Annotated in this window: 20 protein-coding genes and 1 other annotated feature; of the genes, 17 read left to right on the forward strand and 3 right to left on the reverse strand. The window is 40.9% G+C overall.

The features are described from left to right. The first annotated feature begins 51 nt into the window (after window positions 1-51). Complete coding sequence (gene tig, locus RCG22_RS21645) at window positions 52-1,329, forward strand: trigger factor (protein WP_308104654.1); 1,278 nt, start codon at window positions 52-54, stop codon at window positions 1,327-1,329. A gap of 394 nt (window positions 1,330-1,723) precedes the next feature. Beyond that, a complete protein-coding gene (clpX, locus tag RCG22_RS21650; RefSeq protein WP_308104656.1) occupies window positions 1,724-2,983 on the forward strand; it encodes an ATP-dependent protease ATP-binding subunit ClpX in 1,260 nt (419 codons plus the stop codon). Window positions 2,984-3,075: 92 nt separating this feature from the next. Here the strand turns inward: clpX and RCG22_RS21655 are convergent, their stop codons facing one another. Next, entirely contained in the window at window positions 3,076-3,333 is a 258-nt protein-coding gene (locus RCG22_RS21655; protein WP_308104657.1) for a hypothetical protein, read from the reverse strand. An 81-nt stretch (window positions 3,334-3,414) separates the two neighbouring features. Between RCG22_RS21655 and lonB the strand changes: the two genes are divergently transcribed. The 3 genes from lonB to yihA all read left to right on the forward strand — a co-directional run bounded on the left by lonB (window position 3,415) and on the right by yihA (window position 8,234). Next, window positions 3,415-5,082, forward strand: a complete 1,668-nt coding sequence (lonB, locus tag RCG22_RS21660; protein WP_308104658.1) for an ATP-dependent protease LonB — start codon at window positions 3,415-3,417, stop codon at window positions 5,080-5,082. Between the two features lie 246 nt (window positions 5,083-5,328). Next, window positions 5,329-7,656, forward strand: a complete 2,328-nt coding sequence (gene lon / locus RCG22_RS21665) for an endopeptidase La (RefSeq protein WP_308104659.1) — start codon at window positions 5,329-5,331, stop codon at window positions 7,654-7,656. Continuing rightward, a complete protein-coding gene (gene yihA / locus RCG22_RS21670; RefSeq protein WP_308104660.1) occupies window positions 7,653-8,234 on the forward strand; it encodes a ribosome biogenesis GTP-binding protein YihA/YsxC in 582 nt (193 codons plus the stop codon). The genes lon and yihA overlap by 4 nt, the downstream gene beginning before the upstream one ends. A gap of 220 nt (window positions 8,235-8,454) precedes the next feature. On the opposite strand, the gene RCG22_RS21675 is transcribed toward yihA, so the two are convergent. Further along, on the reverse strand, window positions 8,455-8,943 hold the full coding sequence (locus RCG22_RS21675; protein WP_308104661.1) for a LiaI-LiaF-like domain-containing protein: 489 nt from the start codon (window positions 8,941-8,943) through the stop codon (window positions 8,455-8,457). 277 nt (window positions 8,944-9,220) lie between these two features. Between RCG22_RS21675 and hemA the strand changes: the two genes are divergently transcribed. From hemA to ysxE, 9 genes are all read left to right on the forward strand, one after another. Then, window positions 9,221-10,564, forward strand: coding sequence for a glutamyl-tRNA reductase (gene hemA, locus RCG22_RS21680; protein WP_308104662.1), 1,344 nt, complete (start codon window positions 9,221-9,223; stop codon window positions 10,562-10,564). Between the two features lie 12 nt (window positions 10,565-10,576). Then, window positions 10,577-11,410 carry a cytochrome C assembly family protein gene (locus RCG22_RS21685; RefSeq protein ID WP_098259696.1) on the forward strand — a complete coding sequence of 278 codons (834 nt, stop codon included), beginning with the start codon at window positions 10,577-10,579 and terminating at the stop codon, window positions 11,408-11,410. A gap of 27 nt (window positions 11,411-11,437) precedes the next feature. After that, a complete protein-coding gene (gene hemC / locus RCG22_RS21690; RefSeq protein WP_308104665.1) occupies window positions 11,438-12,373 on the forward strand; it encodes a hydroxymethylbilane synthase in 936 nt (311 codons plus the stop codon). After that, window positions 12,370-13,152 carry a uroporphyrinogen-III synthase gene (locus tag RCG22_RS21695; protein ID WP_308104666.1) on the forward strand — a complete coding sequence of 261 codons (783 nt, stop codon included), beginning with the start codon at window positions 12,370-12,372 and terminating at the stop codon, window positions 13,150-13,152. Before hemC ends, RCG22_RS21695 begins: the two co-directional genes overlap by 4 nt. Before the next feature lie 3 nt (window positions 13,153-13,155). Next, complete coding sequence (hemB, locus tag RCG22_RS21700) at window positions 13,156-14,136, forward strand: porphobilinogen synthase (RefSeq protein ID WP_098259693.1); 981 nt, start codon at window positions 13,156-13,158, stop codon at window positions 14,134-14,136. Window positions 14,137-14,155: 19 nt separating this feature from the next. Next, window positions 14,156-15,442 (forward strand): glutamate-1-semialdehyde 2,1-aminomutase, encoded by a 1,287-nt coding sequence (hemL, locus tag RCG22_RS21705; RefSeq protein ID WP_308104668.1) that lies wholly within the window; start codon window positions 14,156-14,158, stop codon window positions 15,440-15,442. A gap of 113 nt (window positions 15,443-15,555) precedes the next feature. Next, a complete protein-coding gene (locus RCG22_RS21710) occupies window positions 15,556-15,720 on the forward strand; it encodes a hypothetical protein (protein ID WP_308104670.1) in 165 nt (54 codons plus the stop codon). A gap of 91 nt (window positions 15,721-15,811) precedes the next feature. Next, complete coding sequence (spoVID, locus tag RCG22_RS21715) at window positions 15,812-17,128, forward strand: stage VI sporulation protein D (protein WP_308104671.1); 1,317 nt, start codon at window positions 15,812-15,814, stop codon at window positions 17,126-17,128. A 294-nt stretch (window positions 17,129-17,422) separates the two neighbouring features. Continuing rightward, on the forward strand, window positions 17,423-18,469 hold the full coding sequence (ysxE, locus tag RCG22_RS21720; protein WP_308104672.1) for a spore coat protein YsxE: 1,047 nt from the start codon (window positions 17,423-17,425) through the stop codon (window positions 18,467-18,469). A gap of 20 nt (window positions 18,470-18,489) precedes the next feature. Here ysxE and RCG22_RS25535 read toward each other — a convergent pair whose 3' ends face one another. Next, window positions 18,490-18,681, reverse strand: coding sequence for a hypothetical protein (locus RCG22_RS25535; protein ID WP_489685532.1), 192 nt, complete (start codon window positions 18,679-18,681; stop codon window positions 18,490-18,492). A 152-nt stretch (window positions 18,682-18,833) separates the two neighbouring features. Further along, window positions 18,834-19,069: a binding site (T-box leader), on the forward strand. 51 nt (window positions 19,070-19,120) lie between these two features. Between RCG22_RS25535 and RCG22_RS21725 the strand changes: the two genes are divergently transcribed. The 3 genes from RCG22_RS21725 to RCG22_RS21735 all read left to right on the forward strand — a co-directional run bounded on the left by RCG22_RS21725 (window position 19,121) and on the right by RCG22_RS21735 (window position 24,940). Continuing rightward, on the forward strand, window positions 19,121-21,763 hold the full coding sequence (locus RCG22_RS21725) for a valine--tRNA ligase (RefSeq protein WP_308104673.1): 2,643 nt from the start codon (window positions 19,121-19,123) through the stop codon (window positions 21,761-21,763). Window positions 21,764-21,841: 78 nt separating this feature from the next. After that, window positions 21,842-23,164 (forward strand): bifunctional folylpolyglutamate synthase/dihydrofolate synthase, encoded by a 1,323-nt coding sequence (locus RCG22_RS21730; protein ID WP_308104674.1) that lies wholly within the window; start codon window positions 21,842-21,844, stop codon window positions 23,162-23,164. Window positions 23,165-23,224: 60 nt separating this feature from the next. After that, on the forward strand, window positions 23,225-24,940 hold the full coding sequence (locus RCG22_RS21735) for a sensor domain-containing diguanylate cyclase (protein WP_308104675.1): 1,716 nt from the start codon (window positions 23,225-23,227) through the stop codon (window positions 24,938-24,940). The last annotated feature ends 86 nt before the right edge of the window (window positions 24,941-25,026 follow it).

Consider the following 25,026-nt stretch of genomic DNA (forward strand, 5'->3'; position numbering starts at 1 on the left):
ACTCAAATTCGTTACGAATGATATGAGAATAGATTGTTGGAGGGAAAATGTATGTCAGCAAAGTGGGAAAAATTAGAAGGAAACCGCGGCGTTCTTACAGTTGAAGTAAGTGCGGAAAAAGTGAACGAAGGCTTAAACGCGGCATTCCAAAAGGTTGTTAAGCAAGTAAATGTACCAGGCTTCCGTAAAGGGAAAATGCCTCGTCAAATGTTTGAAAAACGTTTTGGTGTAGAATCACTATATCAAGATGCATTAGATATTCTTCTTCCGGATGCATATGGAAGTGCAATTGACGAGACAGGAATCGAGCCAATCGACCGTCCTGATATCGACGTTGAGCAAATGGAAAAAGGTAAAGAACTTATCTTCAAAGCTACTGTTCAAGTTAAACCTGAAGTAACTTTAGGCGAATACAAAGGCTTAGAAGTAGAAGCATTTGACACAACTGTTACTGACGAAGACGTTGCTAACGAATTAAAAACTCTTCAAGAGCGTCAAGCTGAGCTTGTAATCAAAGAAGAAGGCACAGTTGCAAATGGAGATACAGTTGTTCTAGATTTTGAAGGATTCGTTGATGGCGAACCATTCGAAGGTGGAAAAGCTGAAAACCATTCACTTGAAATTGGTTCTGGATCATTCATCCCTGGTTTTGAAGAGCAATTAGTAGGTTTAGCTACTGGCGAATCTAAAGACGTGGAAGTAACATTCCCTGAAGAATATCATGCAGCTGAGCTTGCTGGTAAGCCTGCAGTATTCAAAGTAACTATTCACGAAATTAAAGGAAAAGAACTTCCTGCATTAGATGACGAGTTTGCTAAAGATGTGGATGATGAAGTTGAAACATTAGACGCACTTAAAGAAAAAATCAAAACTCGTTTAGAAAACAGCAAACAACACGAAGCAGAGCATCATTTACGTGATACTGTTGTTGAAAAAGCTGCTGAAAATGCAGTTGTTGAAGTTCCTGACGTAATGGTTAACACTGAAGTAAACCGTATGTTACAAGAATTTGAACAACGCCTACAAATGCAAGGTATGAACCTTGAACTTTACTTCCAATTCTCAGGTCAAGACGAAAATGCTTTACGTGAGCAAATGAAGGAAGAAGCTGTCATTCGCGTTCGTACTAACTTAACATTAGAAGCGATTGCAAAGGCTGAAAACCTTGAAGTAACTACCGAAGAAGTAGATGCTGAACTTGAGAACATGGCTGGAATGTACAACATGACAGTTGACAGCATTAAACAAGCACTTGGCGGCCTTGAAGGTATCAAGGGTGACCTTAAACTTAAAAAAGCAGTAGACTTTCTTGTTGAAAATAAGAAATAATTAACCTAAATATTGCAGGGCACGATATAAATCGTGCCTTGTTTTATACTTTTTTTCATATACATATTATAATAAGAAGTAGGAACATTTTTACCAATGGGCAGGAAAACAAGTTAGACATAGCGAATAACAATAAATAATTTCCAGACAACTTTGAGATTTATTTTTAGCATTATGGTTAAGATTAATGAGTACATAAGTTTTACAATGAATCACACCTAACAAAAGTCGAGTTATGCAAAACATATTACCCTAAGCTTTTTATTTCAGTCCATTGGCTTTATGTGTTACAATGCAACATACATACTAATCAATATTAGAGAGAACTCGACTTTTGTTTATGTGATTCAAACGCTTACAATATGGAATTAACACGTTTTAAGGGGTGAAAGGATTGTTTAAATTTAATGATGAAAAAGGACAATTAAAGTGTTCCTTCTGTGGTAAAACACAGGACCAAGTTCGTAAACTGGTTGCTGGGCCAGGGGTTTACATATGTGATGAATGTATTGAACTTTGTACCGAAATCGTTGAGGAAGAACTTGGAACCGAAGAAGAAGTAGAATTTAAAGACGTACCAAAGCCGAAGGAAATTTGTGAAATACTCGATGAGTATGTTATCGGGCAGGATCAAGCGAAGAAGTCACTTTCAGTGGCAGTGTACAATCACTATAAGCGCATCAATTCTAATAGCAAAATAGATGATGTGGAACTGGCTAAGAGTAATATCTGTATGATTGGACCAACTGGTAGTGGTAAAACTTTACTAGCCCAAACATTGGCACGTATTTTGAATGTACCTTTTGCAATTGCAGATGCAACCTCTCTAACCGAAGCTGGTTATGTTGGGGAAGATGTTGAGAACATTTTATTAAAATTAATTCAATCTGCTGATTACGATGTAGAAAAGGCAGAAAAAGGGATTATTTATATTGATGAAATTGATAAAATTGCTCGTAAGTCCGAAAATCCTTCGATTACAAGGGATGTTTCCGGTGAAGGTGTTCAGCAAGCATTATTGAAAATTCTTGAAGGTACGGTTGCAAGTGTTCCACCTCAAGGGGGAAGAAAACACCCGCATCAAGAATTTATTCAAATCGATACAACCAATATTCTATTTATTTGCGGCGGAGCATTTGACGGGATTGAACCGATTATCAAGCGCCGTTTAGGCCAAAAAGTAATTGGTTTTGGTTCAGATATTAAGCAGCAGGAAGTTACACAGAAAGAGCTGCTTTCAAAAGTATTACCTGAAGACTTACTACGTTTTGGATTAATTCCTGAATTTATTGGACGTCTTCCTGTTATCGCGAGCCTTGAGCAATTAGACGAATCAGCATTGATTGAAATTTTAACGAAGCCAAAAAATGCGCTTGTTAAGCAATATCAAAAAATGCTGGAAATTGACGATGTAGAGCTTCAATTTGAAGAAGGCGCATTGACTGAAATTGCGAAAAAGGCGATTGAACGCAAAACCGGTGCGCGTGGTTTACGTTCGATTATTGAGGGAATTATGCTGGATGTTATGTTTGACCTGCCTTCACGTGATGACATTACAAAGTGTGTCATTACAAAAGAAACGGTCATTAACAATAGTGTTCCAAAACTTCTCTTAGAAGACGGAACTGTCGTTGCTGAAGAAAAATCTGCATAAAATTAGCTAAGACTCGGCTACTGCCGGGTCTTTTTCTATTACTTTTGATTTTTTTTGAGGAGAATTTGAATCAATCAGCGAATTATGTGGTTCTATTGGCGAATTTCCCCATCCAATGGGAGCGTTTCCCGATTCAATGAGCGGATTCCAGGGTTCAATGAGCGAATTTCCCGATCCAATGAGCGGATTCCAGGGTCCAATGAGCGAATCCCCCGATTCAATGAGCGGATTCCATGGTCCAATGAGCGAATCCCCCGATTCAATGAGCGGATTCCATGGTCCAATGAGCGAATCCCCCCATCCAATGAGCGAATCTGATTTCCCACCACTATCCCAACAGTTTCTTGCAATTTGTGGTTTATTCCATCCAACTGCAGGAAATACTTATTAATATATATTTAGTAATAAGATGAAATGCAGGAGGGAAATGTATGAGTTGGACGGGGATTGCCTTATTTATACAGCTATTTTTTGGAATCATCATTGGGCTGTATTTTTGGAATTTGCTGAGGAATCAGCGGACACAAAAAGTATCCATTGATCGGGAATCCCGAAAGGAAATGGAGCAGCTTCGCAAAATGAGATCCATTTCACTTACAGAACCATTAGCTGAAAAAGTACGGCCAACAAGCTTTCAAGACATTGTCGGCCAAGAAGATGGAATCAAATCCTTAAAAGCAGCACTATGTGGACCGAATCCACAGCATGTGATCATTTATGGACCACCTGGAATTGGAAAAACAGCCGCCGCACGCCTTGTGTTAGAAGAAGCGAAAAAAAACCGAAAATCACCATTTAAACCTGAATCCGTATTTATCGAACTAGATGCGACGACGGCTCGCTTTGATGAAAGAGGGATAGCTGACCCCTTAATTGGTTCGGTTCATGACCCTATTTATCAAGGTGCTGGAGCGATGGGACAAGCAGGAATTCCCCAGCCCAAGCAAGGGGCAGTCACGAATGCCCATGGCGGTGTCCTGTTTATCGATGAAATCGGCGAATTGCATCCGATTCAAATGAATAAGCTGTTAAAAGTATTAGAGGATCGCAAGGTTTTTCTCGAAAGTGCGTATTACCATGAGGAGAATAACCAAATCCCTACCCATATCCATGATATTTTTAAAAATGGCCTTCCTGCTGATTTTCGCTTAATCGGCGCCACAACAAGAACGCCGAGTGAAATCCCGCCTGCGATTCGTTCGCGCTGCATGGAGGTATTCTTCAGGGATTTAAATCAAGAAGAAATCGTCGAAATTGCCAATAATGCTGCAAAAAAAGTGAACCTTCAAATAAGCGAACTTGGTGTGAATACCATCGCCAACTACGCCAGAAATGGCCGCGAAACGGTGAATTTGATTCAAATAGCAGCAGGACTGGCAATTACTGAAGACCGTAATTATATCAAGGATGAAGATATTGAGTGGGTCATTCATGTGAGTCAAATGTCACCAAGAATGGAAAGAAAAATTAATGATATTTCTCATGTAGGACTGATCAATGGTCTGGCAGTGTACGGGCCGAATTCAGGTGCATTACTAGAAATAGAGGTTACCGTAATCCCTGCAAAGGATAAAGGGTCTATCAATATTACTGGAATTGTCGATGAGGAAAGTATTGGCGGGCAAGGGAAATCTATTCGACGGAAGAGTATGGCGCGCGGTTCAATTGAAAATGTTATTACAGTTTTACGATCGATGGGTGTACCGGCAAATGACTTTGATATCCATGTCAATTTCCCAGGTGGTGTTCCCATTGATGGACCGTCAGCCGGAATCGCAATGGCAACGGGGATTTACTCGGCTATCTACAAAATTCCAATCGATAATACCGTCGCGATGACGGGAGAAATTAGTATTCATGGGAATGTGAAACCGATTGGCGGTGTCTATCCAAAGGTAAAGGCTGCGAAAAAAGCAGGAGTAAAAACGGTGATTATCCCGGAAGAAAACATGCAAACCATCTTAAATGAAATTGAGGGTATCCATATCGTCCCAGTCACCCATCTGCACGAGGTATTTGAGATTGCCCTGGTAAATGACTATCAGAAAATGGATGCAATTCCTGCATCGATTGAACTATCAAAAAAAGAGAGTATCTAACGCAAAAACTTCGGTTTGTGGTTCAATTAGCAAACCGAAGTTTTTTAATGCAGATAATCTAATCTGAGAAATCTCCATGAACCTAGAAAGAAATCTTCTTGTTTGGGGAAAATAAAGTCAAGCTGAATATGAGGTTGCACATACGTTCTCTAAAAATAGACACTTAAAAATAAATAGGATAGAATTGTACAAAGACCTTTCTAATTTTGCAGTAAAAAATTGATTTGCATGTGGAGGTGCAGTTATTTGACGAAAAAGAACGAATTGATCGTCCCCCTCCTGCCGCTTCGAGGATTGCTCGTCTATCCGACTATGGTCCTACATTTGGATGTTGGACGTGAAAGATCAGTACAAGCACTTGAAAAAGCAATGGTAGATGACCACTTAATATTCTTAACCACTCAAAAGGAAGTTTCGATTGATGACCCTTCTGAGGAGGATTTATACACGATTGGAACGTTAACAAAAGTTAAACAAATGCTCAAGCTGCCAAACGGTACCATAAGAGTATTGGTAGAAGGATTAATCCGTGGAGAAATCGTTTCATTTCATGATGAAGAAGACCATTATGCGGTTACGATTATTACCCATGAAGATTCCGAGACGAAGGATGTTGAAGATCAAGCCTTAATGAGAACGATGCTTGATTATTTCGAGCAATACATAAAATTATCGAAAAAAATCTCAGCAGAAACTTATGCTTCAGTTGCTGATATTGAAGAACCTGGCAGAATGGCGGATATCATCTCCTCTCATTTACCAATCAAGCTGAAGGAAAAGCAAGAAATCCTCGAAACAACAGATATTAAAGACAGAGTAAATAAAGTAATCGATACCATTCATAATGAAAAAGAAGTCCTGAATTTAGAGAAAAAGATTGGCCAGCGTGTCAAGCGGTCGATGGAAAGGACGCAAAAAGAGTATTATTTGCGTGAGCAGATGAAGGCGATTCAAAAGGAATTAGGCGATAAAGAAGGTAAAACGGGTGAAATTGTTGAACTTACAAAAAAAGTTGAGCAAGCAGGAATGCCTGAACATGTCCTTCAAGCTGCACGTAAGGAACTTGATCGCTATGAAAAGGTGCCAGCAAGCTCGGCAGAAAGTGCGGTAATTCGTAATTATATTGAATGGTTAATCTCCATTCCGTGGTCGAAAAAAACGGAGGATGACATTGACATTCTTCGAGCTGAAAAGGTTTTAAATCAGGACCATTACGGACTTGAAAAAGTGAAGGAACGTGTTCTCGAATATTTAGCGGTTCAGAAGCTAACCAATTCGTTAAAAGGACCGATCCTTTGTCTCGCAGGCCCTCCGGGTGTTGGTAAAACAAGCCTTGCACGATCAATTGCGACATCGCTCAATCGGAATTTTGTCCGTGTGTCATTAGGCGGAGTACGCGATGAATCGGAAATTCGTGGACATCGTAGGACCTATGTTGGGGCCATGCCAGGACGAATCATCCAAGGAATGAAAAAAGCGGGAACGATTAACCCGGTCTTCTTACTGGATGAAATCGATAAAATGTCAAGTGACTTCCGTGGCGATCCATCGAGCGCTATGCTTGAAGTATTAGACCCTGAACAAAATAATAACTTTAGCGACCATTATATAGAAGAAACTTATGACCTTTCTAAGGTTATGTTTATCGCAACAGCAAATAACCTATCAACGATTCCTGGTCCACTTTTGGACAGAATGGAAATCATTACAATTGCAGGCTATACGGAGCTTGAAAAGGTCCATATTTGCCGAGATCATTTACTTCCAAAACAAATCAAAGAAAATGGTCTTTCCAAAGGAATTCTTCAAGTCCGGGATGATGCGATTCTAAAAGTCGTTCGTTACTACACTCGCGAAGCTGGTGTTCGTAGTTTAGAACGTCAGATGGCAACGCTTTGCCGGAAAACAGCAAAAATTATTGTTTCCGGTGAGAAAAAACGTGTCATTATTACTGAAAAAAATATTGAAGAGTTTTTAGGGAAAACCAGATTCCACTATGGGATGGCCGAGTCTGAAGATCAGGTGGGTGTGGCAACCGGTTTAGCCTATACAACCGTTGGCGGCGACACTCTCCAAATTGAGGTATCTTTATCGCCCGGTAAAGGGAAACTTGTATTAACCGGAAAGCTTGGCGAAGTGATGAAGGAGTCAGCACAAGCGGCGTTTAGTTATATCCGGTCCAAAGCCAAGGAACTTGGGATTGAAGAGGACTTCCATGAAAAATATGATATCCATATCCATGTTCCAGAAGGTGCAGTACCAAAGGATGGACCTTCCGCTGGAATAACGATGGCAACCGCACTTGTATCCGCTCTGTCTAATCGACCGATTCGGCGTGAAGTAGGTATGACTGGTGAGATTACCTTAAGGGGCAGGGTTCTTCCAATCGGTGGCTTAAAGGAAAAGACACTTAGCGCCCATAGAGCGGGCTTAACCAAGATTATTCTTCCAAAGGATAACGAAAAAGATATAGATGATATCCCAGAAAGCGTCAGGAATGATCTGGATTTTGTCCTTGTGTCCCATGTCGATGAAGTCTTGAAGCATGCCCTGTTGGAAGGTGAAGTGAAATGAAGGTAGTCAGCTCAGAGATTGTCATCAGTGCAGTAAAGCCAGAACAATATCCAGAAACAGAATTACCTGAGTTTGCGCTTGCCGGTCGTTCCAATGTCGGTAAATCTTCTTTTATCAATAAAATGCTGAACCGAAAAGCTTTAGCAAGAATATCATCGAAGCCAGGAAAAACACAAACGCTTAATTTCTACTTGATTAACGAAATGTTGCATTTTGTCGATGTGCCTGGTTATGGATACGCGAAGGTTTCAAAATCGGAGCGGGCAGCATGGGGAAGAATGATTGAAACGTATTTTACCTCGCGCGAGCAATTAAGAGCGGCGGTTCAAATCGTTGACCTTAGACATCCACCGTCCAAGGATGATGTGATGATGTATGATTTTTTCAAGCATCATGAGATTCCTTGTATCATCATTGCCACAAAGGCAGATAAAATCCCCAAAGGGAAATGGCAAAAGCATTTAAAAATAGTCAGAGAAACGTTAGACCTTGATAAAAATGATCAAATGGTATTGTTTTCATCAGAAACTGGCCTTGGAAAAGATGAGGCATGGTCCGTTTTGCAAAGCTATATGTAAGAAAAGCGCAAGCGCCCTGTTCAGCGGCGTATGGCCTGGAGCGCTCCAACTGAGATAAAGGAAACACGAAGAGCGATAGCGATTCGATGTTGACTTATCGTAGGGCGGAGAGCGAAGGACACTAGCCGCTAGGGCGTTGGAGCTGGACAATTTTCAAAGTCAAAAGTTTATACATTCTAATCTTGAAAAAATAACCGCCTGGGCATTTTGCGCCAGGCGGTTATTTTTTCTTCTTAAGTAGAAAATAAATACCAACAACAATGAGGAGAGCGGGCCAAAATTTCCACACAAAACTCATTCCGTTTTGAAGTAAATCAAAATAGGCAGTTATTTTATCATAAAATAACAGAAGAACAGCTAAAATAAGAAAAAGAAATGCTTGGAACAAACCAGCATTCGTTTTTTGAAAGCGCAGAAAACATCCGATTGAAATGATTAATATGAGCATACCAATATTGTTGCTTGGCCAAAGGGGTATCTTGCCGACCAGAAGAAAATGAAGTCCAAATCCAGTCATTATGACCCCAGGAAGAATTGCCTCAGACTCGTGCGCTGAATACCCTTGACCTAAAAAAGCAATTCCAACAATCATTAGCAGGGTTGGCCAAGTGAAAAATTGTTGGAAAATCGTTATCCCAGCTTGTTGCAATAGAAAGTAAACTCCAAAGCCTATTAAAATAATCCCAGGAAAAATTCGTTGATTCTTCATCAAAAACACCACTTCCAGTAAGGTTCACTTGAATATCGTCCACTTTTTTGGTACTGTACATAAGGAAGTATTTTAAAAAAATATATTTAGCTATTAAGAAAATCTAAAGGAAACCACGCTAATATGTCCTTATCAGTATAACTTTTACTCAACTTTCCTTTAATATATTAACATATAGTTTCGTTTTCTGTTCACATTTTTCGAGCAAAAGTCGAATTTGGTCATGATATAATCATACTAGTTAAGTTGTAATATCTATGGGGGGGTGTCCTTACAAATGCATACAATAGTGATCGGTATAAACTATAAAACTGCCCCTGTGGAAATTCGTGAGCGGTTATCTTTTAATGAAGCCGATCTAGCGGAAGCCATAAAAAAGTTAAATACAAAAAAAAGCATCCTAGAAAATATCATCTTGTCTACATGTAATCGTACGGAAATTTATGCGGTTGTGGATCAATTACATACTGGCCGCTATTATATTAAAGAATTTCTGTCAGAATGGTTCGGAATAGAACAAAAAGAATTTTCTCCGTTTTTATTTGTGTATGAAGATGATGGCGCAGTGGATCATTTATTTAACGTGACTTGTGGATTGAATTCCATGGTTTTAGGGGAAACACAAATCCTTGGACAGGTTCGTACAAGTTTTATGCTCGGTCAACAAGAAGGTACTACGGGTACTGTGTTTAACCACTTGTTTAAACAAGCAATAACACTTGCCAAACGTGCCCATTCAGAAACCGATATTGGCGCAAATGCTGTATCTGTCAGTTATGCTGCAGTAGAATTGGCGAAGAAGATTTTTGGTTCACTTGCCAATAAACATGTGTTAATTTTTGGTGCCGGTAAAATGGGTGAATTGGCTGCTCAAAACCTTCACGGTAATGGCGTGAAGAAAGTTACCGTTATTAATCGGACCTATGAAAAGGCTCAAGACTTAGCTAACCGCTTCAGCGGGAAGGCAAGAACATTAGCAGAATTAGAAAAATCATTGGCAGAAGCTGATATTCTGATTAGTTCAACCGGTGCAAAGGACTTTGTTATTTCAAAGGAAATGATGGTCAAGGTCGAGAAAAAGCGCAAAGGCAAGCCATTATTTATGGTAGACATTGCTGTGCCACGGGACTTGGATCCAAGAATTGCTGAACTTGAGAATGTCTTTTTATACGATATTGACGATTTAGAGGGGATTGTGGAGGCCAATCTGCAGGAGCGGAAGAAAGCGGCTGAAAAAATCATGCTCATGATTGAAAAAGAAATCGTTGAGTTCAAGCAATGGCTAGGCATGCTTGGTGTGGTTCCGGTGATCTCAGCGCTTCGAGAAAAAGCTCATGTCATCCAATCTGAAACAATGGATAGTTTGGAAAGAAAACTGCCAAATTTATCAGAACGTGATCTAAAAGTGTTAAATAAACATACAAAAAGTATCATCAACCAGCTTCTAAAGGACCCTATTTTACAAGCGAAAGAATTGGCTGCGCGACCTGATGCAAATCAAGCAATGGATCTTTTTATGAAGATCTTTCATATTGAAGAGCTCGTTAAGGAACAACATTCGAAAGCAGCCGAAACAAATCAAATACCGGTTACAACACCGCAGGCTTCCTTTCAGTCATAAGGGGTACATTCTATGTTTAATGTCTTTATGACAAGGCTTCATGAATTAACCGTTGTTCTATATGCCTTTAGTGTGTTGTTATATTTTTTCGATTTCCTACACCATAACCGGAAGGCAAACCGTTTTGCTTTCTGGTTACTTGCGTTGGTATGGATTTTGCAAACTGTCTTCCTCGGAATCTATATGTACAAAACAGGCAGATTCCCTGTGTTAACCATTTTTGAGGGACTCTATTTCTATGCATGGATTCTAGTCACATTGTCCATTGCTATCAATCATTTAATGAGAGTCGATTTTATCGTCTTTTTCACGAATATCCTCGGCTTTACGGTCATGGCTATTCATACTTTTGCGCCGATGCAATATAGTTCACATATCATGGCGCAGCGGCTGGTTTCGGAGCTGCTGTTGATTCATATTACGATGGCAATCCTTTCGTACGGTGCATTTTCCTTATCTTTCGTTTTCTCGTCGTTATATCTGCTTCAATATGATTTATTAAAGCGGAAAAAGTGGGGAACGAGACTTATACGATTGGCCGATTTAGATAAGCTTGAAAAATCATCCTACATATTGGCCGTAATCGGTGTTCCAATGCTGCTGCTTAGTCTCATCTTAGGATTGCAGTGGGCCTTCCTCAAGGTACCGGGGATGCCATGGTACGATATGAAAATTGTTGGCTCGTTTCTGTTATTAACAGCCTATAGTATTCTGCTATATCTTCGTATAGTGAAAAATCTATCTGGACGGAAATTAGCGATTTGGAATTCAGCATCTTTTCTAATTGTTTTAATTAACTTCTTCTTATTTGGTAAATTATCATCTTTTCATTTATGGTATGCGTAGCGCGCATAACCTCAGGAGGTTGCATTCATGAGAAAAATCATTGTAGGTTCTAGACGAAGCAAATTGGCATTAACACAAACAAACTGGGTAATGGACCAGCTAAAAAAGTTGGACCCTCGCTTTGAATTTGAAGTGAAAGAAATTGTCACAAAAGGGGACCAAATCTTAGACGTCACCCTTTCAAAAGTAGGCGGAAAAGGATTATTTGTTAAAGAAATCGAGCAGGCCATGCTTGATAAAGAGATTGATATGGCCGTTCATAGTATGAAAGACATGCCAGCTGTTTTACCAAAAGGACTTACAATTGGCTGCATTCCTTTCCGTGAGGACCATCGTGACGCGCTAATTTCCAGAGGACATGTAAAGTTAAAAGATTTAAAACCTGGGGCAATTATCGGAACGAGCAGTCTGCGTCGCAGTGCTCAGCTATTAGTAGCCCGTCCAGATTTAGAGATCAAATGGATCCGAGGGAATGTCGATACTAGATTAGCAAAATTAGAAACCGAAGAATACGATGCGATTATTTTAGCAGCAGCAGGCCTTTACCGTCTGGGCTGGGCGTCTGACGTCGTCACAGAATACCTTGATGCCGATCTTTGTATTCCTGCCGTTGGACAAGGGGCATTATCGATCGAATGCCGTGAAGATGATAAAGAACTATTAGAACTTTTTGAAAAATTCACCTGCAAGAAAACAGAAAGAGCGGTTCATGCTGAGCGTGCTTTCCTTCAAAAAATGGAAGGTGGGTGTCAGGTACCAATTGCTGGCTTCGCCTATGTAGCTGAAAATGATGAAATCGTCTTAAACGTTTTAGTTGCATCACCAGAAGGGCAAGAAATTATTAAAGAAGAAGTTAGAGGACATAATCCGGAAGAGCTTGGTTTAGAGGCTGCTGACTTATTAATCCAAAAAGGCGGGAAAGACCTGATCGAAAAGGTGAAACGGGAGCTCGAAGGTCAATGATCCAATCGTTACCTTTGCTTGATAAAACCGTTCTGGTTCCAAGAGGAGAAAATCAAGCGAAATCCTTTTCACAGCTAGTTGAAAGGTATGGAGGGATTCCAATCGAAATCCCTCTTCTTTCCTTTCGTCCGATTGAAAAAAATCAGTGTCTCAACGATGCTTTGCTTGCGCTTAATACATATGACTGGATTATTTTTACGAGTAACGTAACCGTTGAAACCTTCTTTTCCTTTTTTAAAAAGGAAGGGATTGGCGAAGCGTTTCCGAAAATCGCTGTTATTGGGAAAAAGACAGGCGAGGTCTTAACGGAAATGGGACTGACACCACAGTTTGTCCCGTCCGCCTATGTGGCAGAAGCGTTTGTGGAAGAATTTATTCCATTGATTGATAAGGATGCACGGGTGCTGGTCCCTAAAGGAAACCTAGCCCGCGAATATATTGCCAGGTCCTTAACAGAAGCGGGTGCGCATGTTAATGAGGTTGTGATCTATGAGACCTACATGCCGGCTGAGAGCCGGGTTAAGTTGGCTGGGATGCTAGCGGATCAACAACTCGATATCCTCACCTTTACAAGCCCTTCGACGGTCGACCACCTAATGGCTGTTGTTAAGGAGTATGGATTAAACGAGCAACTGAAAAATTGCATCATTGGCTGTATCGGTCCGATTACGGAAAAGAAATTACGTGCGTATGGTTTAACGGTACATGCCTCACCCGAGGAGTACACAGTTAAAGAAATGATTAACAGTACGATTGCTTATTTAGATAAGGAGGAATAATAAATGGAACTTCAATTTAAACGTCATCGCCGCTTACGCTCAAGTGCGAGCATGCGTTCATTAGTTCGAGAAAATCACTTGAAAGCGGAAGACTTCATTTATCCGCTGTTTATTTATGAAGGCGAGAATATCCGCAAGGAAGTCTCATCCATGCCTGGAGTGTACCAAGTATCGATGGATCATTTAGAAGCTGAAATGGAAGATATCGTTGCCCATGGAATTAAGTCCGTTTTACTATTTGGAATTCCTAAAACAAAGGATGCATGCGGTGAGCAGGCCTATCATGATCATGGCATTGTACAGGTTGCGACTCGTTTTATCAAAGAGAAGTTTCCTGAGATTATTGTGGTAGCCGACACATGCTTATGTGAATATACAAGCCACGGGCATTGCGGTGTGGTGGAAGGTGAGAAAGTTTTAAACGACCAATCCCTTGAATTGCTTGTAAAAACTGCTATCGCTCAGGCAGAAGCAGGTGCTGACATTATTGCCCCATCTAACATGATGGATGGTTTTGTTGCTGCCATTCGTGCGGGCTTAGACGAAGCAGGCTTTACAGAGATTCCGATCATGTCATATGCCGTGAAATATGCATCGGCATTCTACGGTCCGTTCCGTGAAGCTGCTGAGGGTGCGCCGCAATTTGGCGATCGCAAGACTTATCAAATGGACCCTGCTAACCGCATGGAAGCGTTTAGAGAAGCTGAATCCGATGTGGAAGAAGGCGCTGATTTCTTAATCGTAAAACCAGGTATGCCATACCTAGATATTGTTCGTGATATGAAAAACACCTTTAATTTGCCAATCGTTATTTACAACGTAAGTGGTGAATATGCAATGGTGAAAGCTGCTGCTCAAAATGGTTGGATTGATGAGAAAAACACCGTACTTGAAATGTTAATGGGTATGAAACGTGCGGGAGCTGACCTTATTATTACGTATGCTGCGAAAGATGCAGTTCGCTGGTTAAAAGAAAACCAATAATTTGAAATGAGGGAACAGAATGCGTTCGTATACAAAATCGATTGAAGCATTTAAAGAAGCGCAAACCATCATGCCAGGCGGAGTCAATAGTCCGGTTCGAGCCTTTAAATCCGTGAATATGGACCCGATCTTTATGGAAAGAGGCAAGGGCTCAAAAATTTATGATATTGATGGCAATGAATACATTGACTATGTACTTTCATGGGGACCACTAATTCTGGGCCATACGAATGACCGAGTGGTAGAAGGCTTAAAAAAGGTTGCAGAACTTGGGACAAGCTTCGGTGCACCAACATTAATGGAAAATAAACTAGCTAATCTTGTGATTGAACGGGTCCCATCGATTGAAGTGATCCGGATGGTTTCTTCAGGAACGGAAGCAACGATGAGTGCGCTTCGATTAGCGAGAGGCTATACTGGCCGTAATAAGATTTTGAAATTTGAAGGCTGTTACCACGGTCATGGCGATTCCTTGTTGATTAAGGCGGGCTCTGGCGTGGCAACACTAGGTTTGCCTGACAGCCCTGGTGTTCCAGAAGGCGTTGCAAAAAATACGATCACAGTCCCTTACAATGACCTTGAGAGCGTGAAGTTTGCTTTTGAACAATTCGGGGAAGATATCGCATGTATTATTGTCGAGCCTGTTGCCGGAAATATGGGTCTAGTCCCACCGCTTCCAGGTTTCTTAGAAGGATTGCGTGAGATAACTACGGCTAACGGCTCATTGCTCATTTTTGATGAGGTAATGACCGGCTTCCGTGTTGGTTACAATTGTGCCCAGGGCTATTTCAATATCACGCCTGATATTACTTGCCTTGGTAAAGTAATCGGCGGCGGACTTCCTGTCGGTGCGTACGGCGGGAAAGCGGAAATCATGAAGCAAATTGCTCCAAGCGGTCCGATTTACCAAGCAGGAACTCTTTCCGGTAACCCACTTGCCATGACAGCTGGTTATGAAACGTTAAGCCAATTAACACCAGCCCATTACAAGGAATTTATCCGTAAAGGAGATTTACTGGAAAAAGGCTTTAAGGCTGCGGCTGAAAAATATAATATTCCAATAACATTTAACCGTGCAGGTTCAATGATTGGCTTCTTCTTTACCAATGAAAATGTTATTAATTATGAGGTAGCAAGATCATCTAATTTAGAGTTCTTTGCAGCGTATTACCGTGAAATGGCTGACCAAGGGATCTTCTTACCGCCATCACAGTTCGAAGGATTGTTCCTATCTACAGAGCATTCTGATGAAGACATTGAAAAGACAATCCGTGCAGCAGAAATTGCCTTCTCAAAGCTTAAATAAATTCGGTGTCAGGCACCCACCTATTTGGTGGGTGTTTTTTGTATAGTTAGAAACTTAGTGAGTTGAGCCAGTCTGGGGACTGGCTTTTTGTATGTTTGAGATGCTGCTTGAAAATGGAGTTTGGCGGAATTCTTCCGGGGTTTGGCGGAATAAATATAAAAGTTGGCGGAATCCTGCCCCGGTTTGGCGGAATAACGAAGGAATTCGGCGGAATTCCCACGCAATTTGGCGGAATCCCACCCACCCTTTCCAAAAAACCCGATTCTTTTCTTCGCTAAACTATGTTTTTTATCATAAATAAAGGCTCTGCTTCATATTGTGTAATTGACATAGTGATTTTGCATAAAGGAAACGAAAGGAGGAGTCGCTTTGTCTCAGGAGAATCAATCGTGCCTACGATTTTCTTTGGAGGAGTCATTGTGGTTTAGAAAAGGACAGGAAGTCGAAGAGCTTGTTTCCATTTCTCTAGACCCGGACATTACAATCCAGGAAAACGATCAGTACGTAACCATAAGAGGTTCGCTCGAACTCACTGGCGAATATAAAAGTTACGAACCTAATAATGAAAATGAAGATGAAGGTGTAACATCCCAAAAGTTTGTGGAGAGGGTCGATGCACAAGAGGGAGGAACCTGTGAATTTTCACATCGATTCCCAGTTGATATCACCATTCCAAATAATCGGATTCAAAGTATCTACGATATCGATGTCCTCGTCGAATCCTTTGATTATTCGATTCCTGAGCGCAGCTGTCTTAAGCTAGCAGCTGACCTGACCATTAGCGGCCTATATGGAACTGAGCAGCAACAACAGAAAGAGCAACAACCGCAGGATGAAGCTGTGGAAATTGAGGTGATCTCTCGTACGGATCTTGAGAACGTAGACGAAGATGCCGAGGAAATTGAAGTGGAACTAGCATCGGTTCAAAGTAATTACCAGGATAATTTCTTGTTTGAAGCTGAAGCAAGAAAGCCTCAAGAAGAAGAGAGTGTGGAAATTTTACCGAAATTTCCGACCTTCAATTATCAACCACAGGAAGACGCAGAGGAAGAATCTAACCAGCCATCATGGGAATATGAAGAAGCAAGAAGTGAATCTAACCAACCATCATGGGAATACGAAGAAGCAAGAAGTGAATCTAACCAGCCATCATGGGAATACGAAGAAGCAAGAACCGAATCCAACCAGCATTCATTGGATTTCGAAGAGGTAAAAAACGAGCCTAAACAGCCTTCATTGGATTTCGAAGAGGTAAGAAAAGAGCCCAAACAACCTTCATGGAATTTCCAACAAGCAAGAAGTGAGGGAAGCCAGTCAGAAGCGGCACCACAGCAAGTTACAGAAGTGGAGCCAACCCCCACTCCGACTGTTCAGTTTGAAGAGGAAGTTCATGAAGTCGAGGAAAGTTCCTCACACGAAGAGGCACCACCAAAGAATGTGAAAAAGAAAAAAGCACCTAAAAAGAAAAGCATGACATTAACTGAATTTTTCGCTCGGAAGGATGAAAGCTCTGCTCAGGCAAAAGTAAAAGTTTGTATCGTCCAAAAGGGTGATACCGTTAACAGCGTGGCAGACCGATATGATGTTTCAATTCAAAACCTTCTTCGTGTCAACAATCTTGAACTTAGTCAAGATATATTTGAAGGTCAAGTATTATATATCCCAAACAGCATGGCAAAAAAATAATATAAAAGGATGAGCGGGTTACTTTGACCTGCTCACCTTCTTTTTAAGACCGCCCAAGTGCACTAAAAGGGCGATTACGCTTTAATTGACACAAGAATGTATAGGTATTTGAACATAGATTACTGTCTAGCTCCATCGCCCAGCGTCTAGTGGACTTCGCTCTTCTCCCTACGATAAGTCAACATCGGATCGCTAACACTCTCCGTGTTTCCTTTATCTCAGTCGAAGCGCTCCAGTCCATACGCCGCTAACCGGGCGATTACGCTTTAATTATTGAAAGTGAGTTGAGTTCTCGTGAGTAACTCGAATCATATTGAAACAATTACACCCATCTTAAAAAATTACCTTGTCGAGCCTTATTTTGTGGAGGATTTCGGCAGTGTCCTAAAGGTTTATTCAAACAAAGGGAATTTTGCTTTAAAAAAAATCGATCCCAAGACCGGGACTGACTTCATTCGCCATGTTCATCTTCTGTACCAAAAGGGGTATAACCGCATTGTCCCTATTTACCCGACGATGGACGGCAGGTATGCGGTCTTGCACAACGAGTATCTTTATTATTTAATGCCGTGGATGTCGAATGAGCAGAAGGAAGACCGTCAGCAAAAAAACCATCAGCTCTTTCGTGAACTCGCACGTCTTCATACCCTTTCCGCTAAAGAAATTGAAATGAACAAAGAAGAACGAACCGAGCATTATGAAAAGACGATACAACAGCATGAAAAGCAACAGGAATTCCTTGATGGCTTCATCGACGAATGTGAAAAAAAGACCTATATGTCGCCGTTCGAATTGTTATATTGCCTCTATTACAATGAAATCAGCCAAGCGCTCAGGTTTTCGAAAACGAAATTTGAAGAATGGTATGAAAAAACAAAGGATAACGAAAAGGCCCGTATGGTCATTACGCACGGGAAATTGTCATCCGAGCATTTCTTGTACGATGACAAAGGATATGGCTTTTTTATCAACTTTGAGAATGCTCGTTATGGCTCACCTATACATGACCTCCTGCCATATTTATCACGTGCCTTAAATACCAATCCGAAGCGAAGCGACACAGCGATTGACTGGGTATATCACTATTTTAAATACTTTCCGTTTAAAGAAGATGAAAAGTTATTATTCTACAGCTATTTAGCACTTCCAATTCCCATTATCCAAGTCGCAGAAAGTTACTACCGAAAGTCTCGTCCAAAGAATGAATTAAAATATGTCCGTCAGCTGCAGCACCGCTACTGGCATTTGAAAAACTCCGAGTATGTCGTAATGAGAATGACCGAAATGGATGCCCAAGCTGCCGCAGCCGCAGCAGCAAAAGAAGGAGCCCAGCCGCAGTAGTCATCTGCAAAATGGGCTCCTTAAACGATTTCAAAATATAGTGATACCGCGATTGCTACAAAAACCGTTAACAACAATATATCAATGAACGTAGGTATGATTAGTGTTCGAAGAAATTGAAAGATAACAAAAGGAATAATTAATTGACCACAAACTCTTCGACAAGTCCTAAACCAGGGTTGGAATTTAAATTTATTGAAATTTCTCTTCACCCGACAACCCCCCTCATTATTTAATTTATGTATATTCCACAAGTGCGGAGAAATCTCCAAAAACTATACATATAGTATAAAAAATAAAAAAAATGGTTATCATTATTGACGTCAAACCCTTTTTTTCGGTAGTATTACAATATAATTTAATTACAAAAGCAACGACAGGGAAGAGTACGATGTCAACCTGCTTCAAGAGAGGGAAATCACTAGCTGGAAGATTTCCTAAGCAGAAAGTCGGAAGGTCGCCCATGAGCTTCTTCTGCGAACGGATTTAAAAGATCCTATTAGTTGAAGACGGACTAAATCCGTTATTTACATAAGTGCCAATCAGTTTTTTGATTGGAAAAAAGGTGGTACCGCGAAGCAAACTCCATTCGTCCTTTTATGACGAATGGGGTTTTTATTATGGAAAAGGAAACAAAGGAGGAATTTTTAAATGGAAACAAAGGAATTAACAATGCCTACGAAATACGACCCGCAAACGATTGAAAAAGGTCGTTATGAATGGTGGCTTAAAGGTAAGTTTTTTGAAGCTAAAAATGATGAGGGCAAAGAGCCCTACACAGTTGTTATCCCGCCGCCGAACGTAACCGGGAGACTTCATTTAGGTCATGCCTGGGATACCACGCTACAAGACATCGTAACTCGAATGAAACGGATGCAGGGGTATGATGTTCTCTGGTTACCGGGGATGGACCATGCGGGGATTGCAACCCAAGCGAAGGTGGAAGAAAAACTTCGCAGCGAAGGTAAAAGTCGCTACGATTTAGGACGAGAAAAATTCGTTGAGGAAACATGGAAGTGGAAGGAAGAGTATGCGTCCCATATCCGTCAGCAGTGGTCGAAACTTGGTTTAGGCTTAGATTACAGCCGCGAACGTTTCACGCTTGATGAGGGCTTATCTGATGCGGTTAAAGAGGTGTTTGTTACCCTTTATAAAAAAGGTCTCATCTACCGCGGCGAATATATTATTAACTGGGATCCGTCCACTAAAACAGCTCTCTCAGATATCGAAGTAATTTATAAAGATGTTCAAGGTGGATTTTATCATATGAGTTATCCACTTGCCGATGGTTCTGGACATATCGAGGTTGCAACGACTCGTCCAGAAACGATGCTTGGTGATACTGCGGTTGCCGTTCACCCAGAAGACGATCGTTACAAGCACCTGATTGGTAAAACGGTCATTCTGCCAATCGTTGGCCGTGAAATTCCAATCGTAGGCGATGATTATGTCGATATGGACTTCGGATCTGGTGCCGTAAAAATTACTCCTGCTCATGACCCGAACGATTTTGAAGTGGGTAATCGTCATAATCTAGAGCGAGTTCTTGTTATGAACGAAGACGGTTCGATGAATGATAAAGCCGGCAAGTATAAAGGACTAGACCGTTTTGAATGCCGTAAGCAAATCGTCAAAGACCTGCAGGAGCAAGGCGTACTTTTCAAAATTGAAGAGCATCCACACTCCGTAGGTCACTCTGAACGTAGCGGTGCCGTTGTTGAACCATACCTATCAACTCAATGGTTTGTTAAAATGCAGCCGCTCGCCGATGAAGCGATTGCCTTACAAAACAAAGAAGAAAAAGTAAACTTTGTCCCTGATCGTTTCGAAAAAACGTACCTTCGCTGGATGGAAAATATCCGTGATTGGTGTATTTCAAGACAGCTTTGGTGGGGGCACCGTATTCCAGCTTGGTACCACAAGCAAACAGGTGAGATATATGTGGGTACAGAAGCACCGGCAGATGCTGAAAACTGGGAACAGGATAAAGATGTCCTTGATACATGGTTCAGCTCCGCTCTGTGGCCTTTTTCAACGATGGGTTGGCCAAATACAGAAGCAGCCGATTTCAAACGTTACTTCCCAACCGATGTATTAGTAACAGGCTATGATATCATCTTCTTCTGGGTATCGAGAATGATTTTCCAAAGCATCGAGTTTACAGGTGAACGTCCATTTAAAGATGTGCTCATCCATGGTCTCGTTCGTGATGAACAAGGACGTAAAATGAGTAAGTCACTAGGTAACGGCGTAGACCCAATGGATGTCATCGAAAAGTACGGCGCCGATGCGTTAAGATATTTCCTTTCAACGGGAAGTTCACCAGGTCAGGATTTACGTTTTAGCTTTGAAAAAGTAGAATCGACTTGGAACTTTGCTAATAAAATTTGGAATGCTTCCCGGTTTGCGTTAATGAACATGGACGGTATGACTTACGAAGAGATTGATTTCAGCGGAGAAAAATCGGTTGCCGACAAATGGATTCTAACGCGCTTAAATGAAACAATTGAACATGTAACAAGACTTTCGGACCGTTATGAATTTGGTGAAGTGGGTCGTGCCCTTTACAACTTCATCTGGGATGACTTCTGTGATTGGTATATTGAAATGGCGAAATTGCCGTTATATGGTGAAGATGAAGCAGCGAAGAAAACAACTCGTTCGATTCTTGCTCATGTTTTAGATCAAACGATGCGTTTATTGCATCCATTCATGCCATTTATCACCGAGGAAATTTGGCAAAACCTTCCACATAAAGGGGAGTCAATTACAACTGCAGCATGGCCTGAAGTTAATCCAGCACTATCTGACGATCAAGCGGCCCAAGAAATGAAACTGCTCGTAGAAATGATTCGTTCCGTTCGGAATATTCGTGCTGAAGTAAATACGCCAATGAGTAAGAAAATCAAAATGCTTGTCAAAGCAAAGGATGAAACAATTCTCAAATCGATTGAGAATAACCGCAGCTATATTGAACGCTTCTGTAATCCAGAAGAATTACAAATGGGTGTTGCACTGGAAACTCCTGAAAAAGCAATGACTGCGGTAATCACTGGCTTAGAGATTATCCTTCCGCTTGAAGGCTTAATTAACATTGACGAAGAAATTGCTCGTCTCGAAAAAGAATTTGAACGTTTGAATAAAGAAGTCGATAGAGTTCAAAAGAAATTAAGCAACGAAGGCTTCATGAAAAAGGCACCAGAAAGTGTTGTAGCTGAAGAGCGTGCCAAAGAAAATGATTACCGCGAGAAGAGAGCAATCGTCGAAGCGCGAATTAAAGAATTAAGAGGATAAACAAAACAAAAAGGTGAGGTGAGTCCAGCAATGGATTTGTCTCATCTTTTAATCATACCAAAAGATGGGGTGTCACGTATGTTTACTACCTATAAAGAAGCCCTTGAATGGATCCATGCAAGGTTAAGACTTGGAATAAAGCCTGGTTTAAAGCGGATGGAATGGATGATGGACAAGCTTGGCCATCCAGAAACGAAAATGAAGACAGTTCATATTGGCGGTACCAATGGCAAAGGCTCAACTGTAACCTTTCTCCGTTCGATTCTTGAAGCAGGTGGGTATACAGTTGGTACCTTTACCTCGCCCTATATTGAACAGTTCAACGAACGAATCAGTGTCAACGGAAAAGCGATAACGGATGAAGAATTGCTCCAATTAGCAAATGTCATTCGCCCCTTGGCGGACGAATTAGAGGAAACCGAACTTGGCGGGCCAACCGAGTTTGAAGTAATTACCGCCATGGCATTCCATTATTTCGCCACGATGAACCAAGTAGACATTATCATTTTTGAAGTAGGTTTAGGCGGTCGATTTGATTCCACAAATATCATTCAACCGTTAGCTAGTATCATTACGAACATTGGACTTGATCACACGAACATCCTTGGTACCACCTATGCGGAAATTGCGTTTGAAAAAGCAGGGATTATCAAAGAGAACACCGCTATTTTTACAGCTGTCAAACATCCGGATGCGCTTAAGGTCATTGAGGAACAAGCCGAAAAGAGGAAGGCACCTCTTTACCGCCTAAATCAGGAATTATCGATTAGTGGCCATCAATCCCAAGTAAAAGGCGAAGTCTTTAATGTTATCACTCCATTTCAACCAATCAACCAACTGGAAATCAACATGATCGGTCAGCATCAAACGGAAAATGCAGCCCTTGCCGTAATTGCCGCCCAATTTTTAAATCAAAAGGGGTCATTCCTTCTCTCTGACCAAGCAATTAGAACCGGTTTAAAAAAGGCGTACTGGCCAGGCAGATTTGAAATTCTTTCTGAAAACCCTCTTGTGATCATTGATGGGGCCCATAATGAAGAAGGGATAACAGCGCTAACTCACGAATTAACAACTAGATACCAAAATCGCCAGATTCAGCTTGTATTTGCGGCGTTAACGGATAAAAAGCTCGATCAAATGATTGTCAAGTTGGATAAAATAGCGGCCCAAATTACCTTTGTTAGCTTTGATTTTCCGCGTGCGGCTAAAGCGGAACAATTACTCAACATTAGTCAATCACAGAATAAACTATCCGTCGATGACTGGGGTCCCTATCTAATAGAAGAAATCCAAAACCTAGAACACAACAGCATGTTAGTCATAACGGGTTCCCTTTATTTTATTTCAGAGGTAAAACCATTTTTGACTAACTATTTGAAAAATAAGATAACTTCTCTATGACAAGGTATTTTTATCATGATAAAATAATGATACCTAACTAAGAAAGAGAGGGGGGTAAGCATGAAAGTAAAACCGCACATTAAGAGGTTAATTGTTCTTACCTGGATTTTTTTCGTTCCTGTGGGAACCTGGTTAGTCTATAAGGCTTATCCACCCAATCTCTCTGGGCAATGGTTAGATATTTTTGCCTTTTTGCTGTTAACCTGCGTGGTTGCAACGATGCCAATTGTCATAAATGAAATGTTTATCTTTTTAATCCAATGGGTGGCGCTTGCTACCTTTTTACATTTTGGTTTATTTGTTGAAATTATTTTTGCACAAATAGCTGTAGTGGTTTTACTTCTCAAGATGAGGATTCTTCGTAAAGGTGAATTATACCGCCTCCCAGTTAACTTGAATATGTTCTTTATCGTTTCCGTAACGAGCGGGATGGTCTATTACTTGCTTGGTGGACAGGCTGGCCCTAACTTTGAATACGACACCAAGTCATTATGGCTTGCTATTCTTTATGCAGTGGTAAGTTATTCGATGAACCAAATCATTGTTTCTTTCAATCTCTATTTTATCTATAAAAGCAAGGTATCCTATTTTGGAAAGGATTTCATTGTTGAGACAATTACAACCTTCATCACCTTCCCGATTGGTTTGGTGCTGTATATTCTCTATAATCAGTTCGGAATCTTAGCCGTCCTGTTTGTCGGTATCCCGTTTGTCAGTTTATCAATGATATTTAGACTCTATTATTCAAGTGAAAAAATAAATGAATATTTACAAAAGGCTGCAGAGATTGGCCATCAAATGGCCGAGCGCTTGAAGGTCGATGACGTGGTAGATCTGTTAATTCAGAAGTTAAGTGAAATGCTCCCGGTTGATTATGCTTATATTTTCGAAGTAACTAAGAATGATGAACTTCAATTGGTTCGAGGGATTGAAAGTGGCTTCCCCAATGATTTACCATCTGTGAAGAAAAATGAAGGAATAAGCGGGATGGTATGGGGCGAGCAAAAGACCTTCTTATTTTCAGCCAGAAAAGGGTGGCGCCAGTATGCAAACGGCCATATCCCTGATGACGCTGAGAGTATCCTAGGTGTACCAATCGTTCGAAGCAAAAAAGTAATTGGAGTATTATTACTGGCTTCGAAGCGAAAGCGTGCTTTTGAAAAATTCCAGCTGATGATTATCGACATCCTGTGTTCCCACTTTGCCGTTGCGATAGAGAATGCAAAGCATTATAAACTGACAAAAATGCAAAGTGAACACTGCTCACTAACCAAACTATATAATTATCGCTATTTTGAAAATCTGCTAACCGAGGAATTTGAAAAACTAATGCAATTTGAGCGCAAACAGCTTTCGTTAATTATTCTTGATATTGACCACTTTAAAGCAGTTAACGATACCTATGGACACCAAAGTGGAAATGAAATCCTCGTTGAACTGTCTAGCAGGCTAAGTAAATTGGTTGGAGGCCGTGGTACGGTAGCGCGTTATGGCGGGGAAGAATTCGTCATTCTCTTACCTGATACAGCAAAAGAAGATGCCTACCAAATCGCCGAACAAATTAGGCAAATGATATCCAATTGGCCATTTACCATCAAACAATCATTAGATTTAGAAAAAATACAGAAGGTAATGATTACAGCTTCGATTGGTGTGGCGACAGCACCTGAGGATGCGGAAGATGCGCTTGCGTTAATACGACATGCAGATCGAGCGCTTTATGTTGGGGCAAAACGAGCTGGTAGGAATCGGGTGGCGGAGTATTCGTCGTGTTAAAATTTTTTGATGAAAATTATTGATATGTAAAGGTCGATTCATACGAATCGACCATTTACTGTTGTTGGAGTAGAAATTAGAAATAT

It is taken from the genome of Neobacillus nitrireducens, assembly GCF_030915405.1.
In the GTDB taxonomy this organism is placed as follows: Bacteria; Bacillota; Bacilli; order Bacillales; family Cytobacillaceae; genus Neobacillus.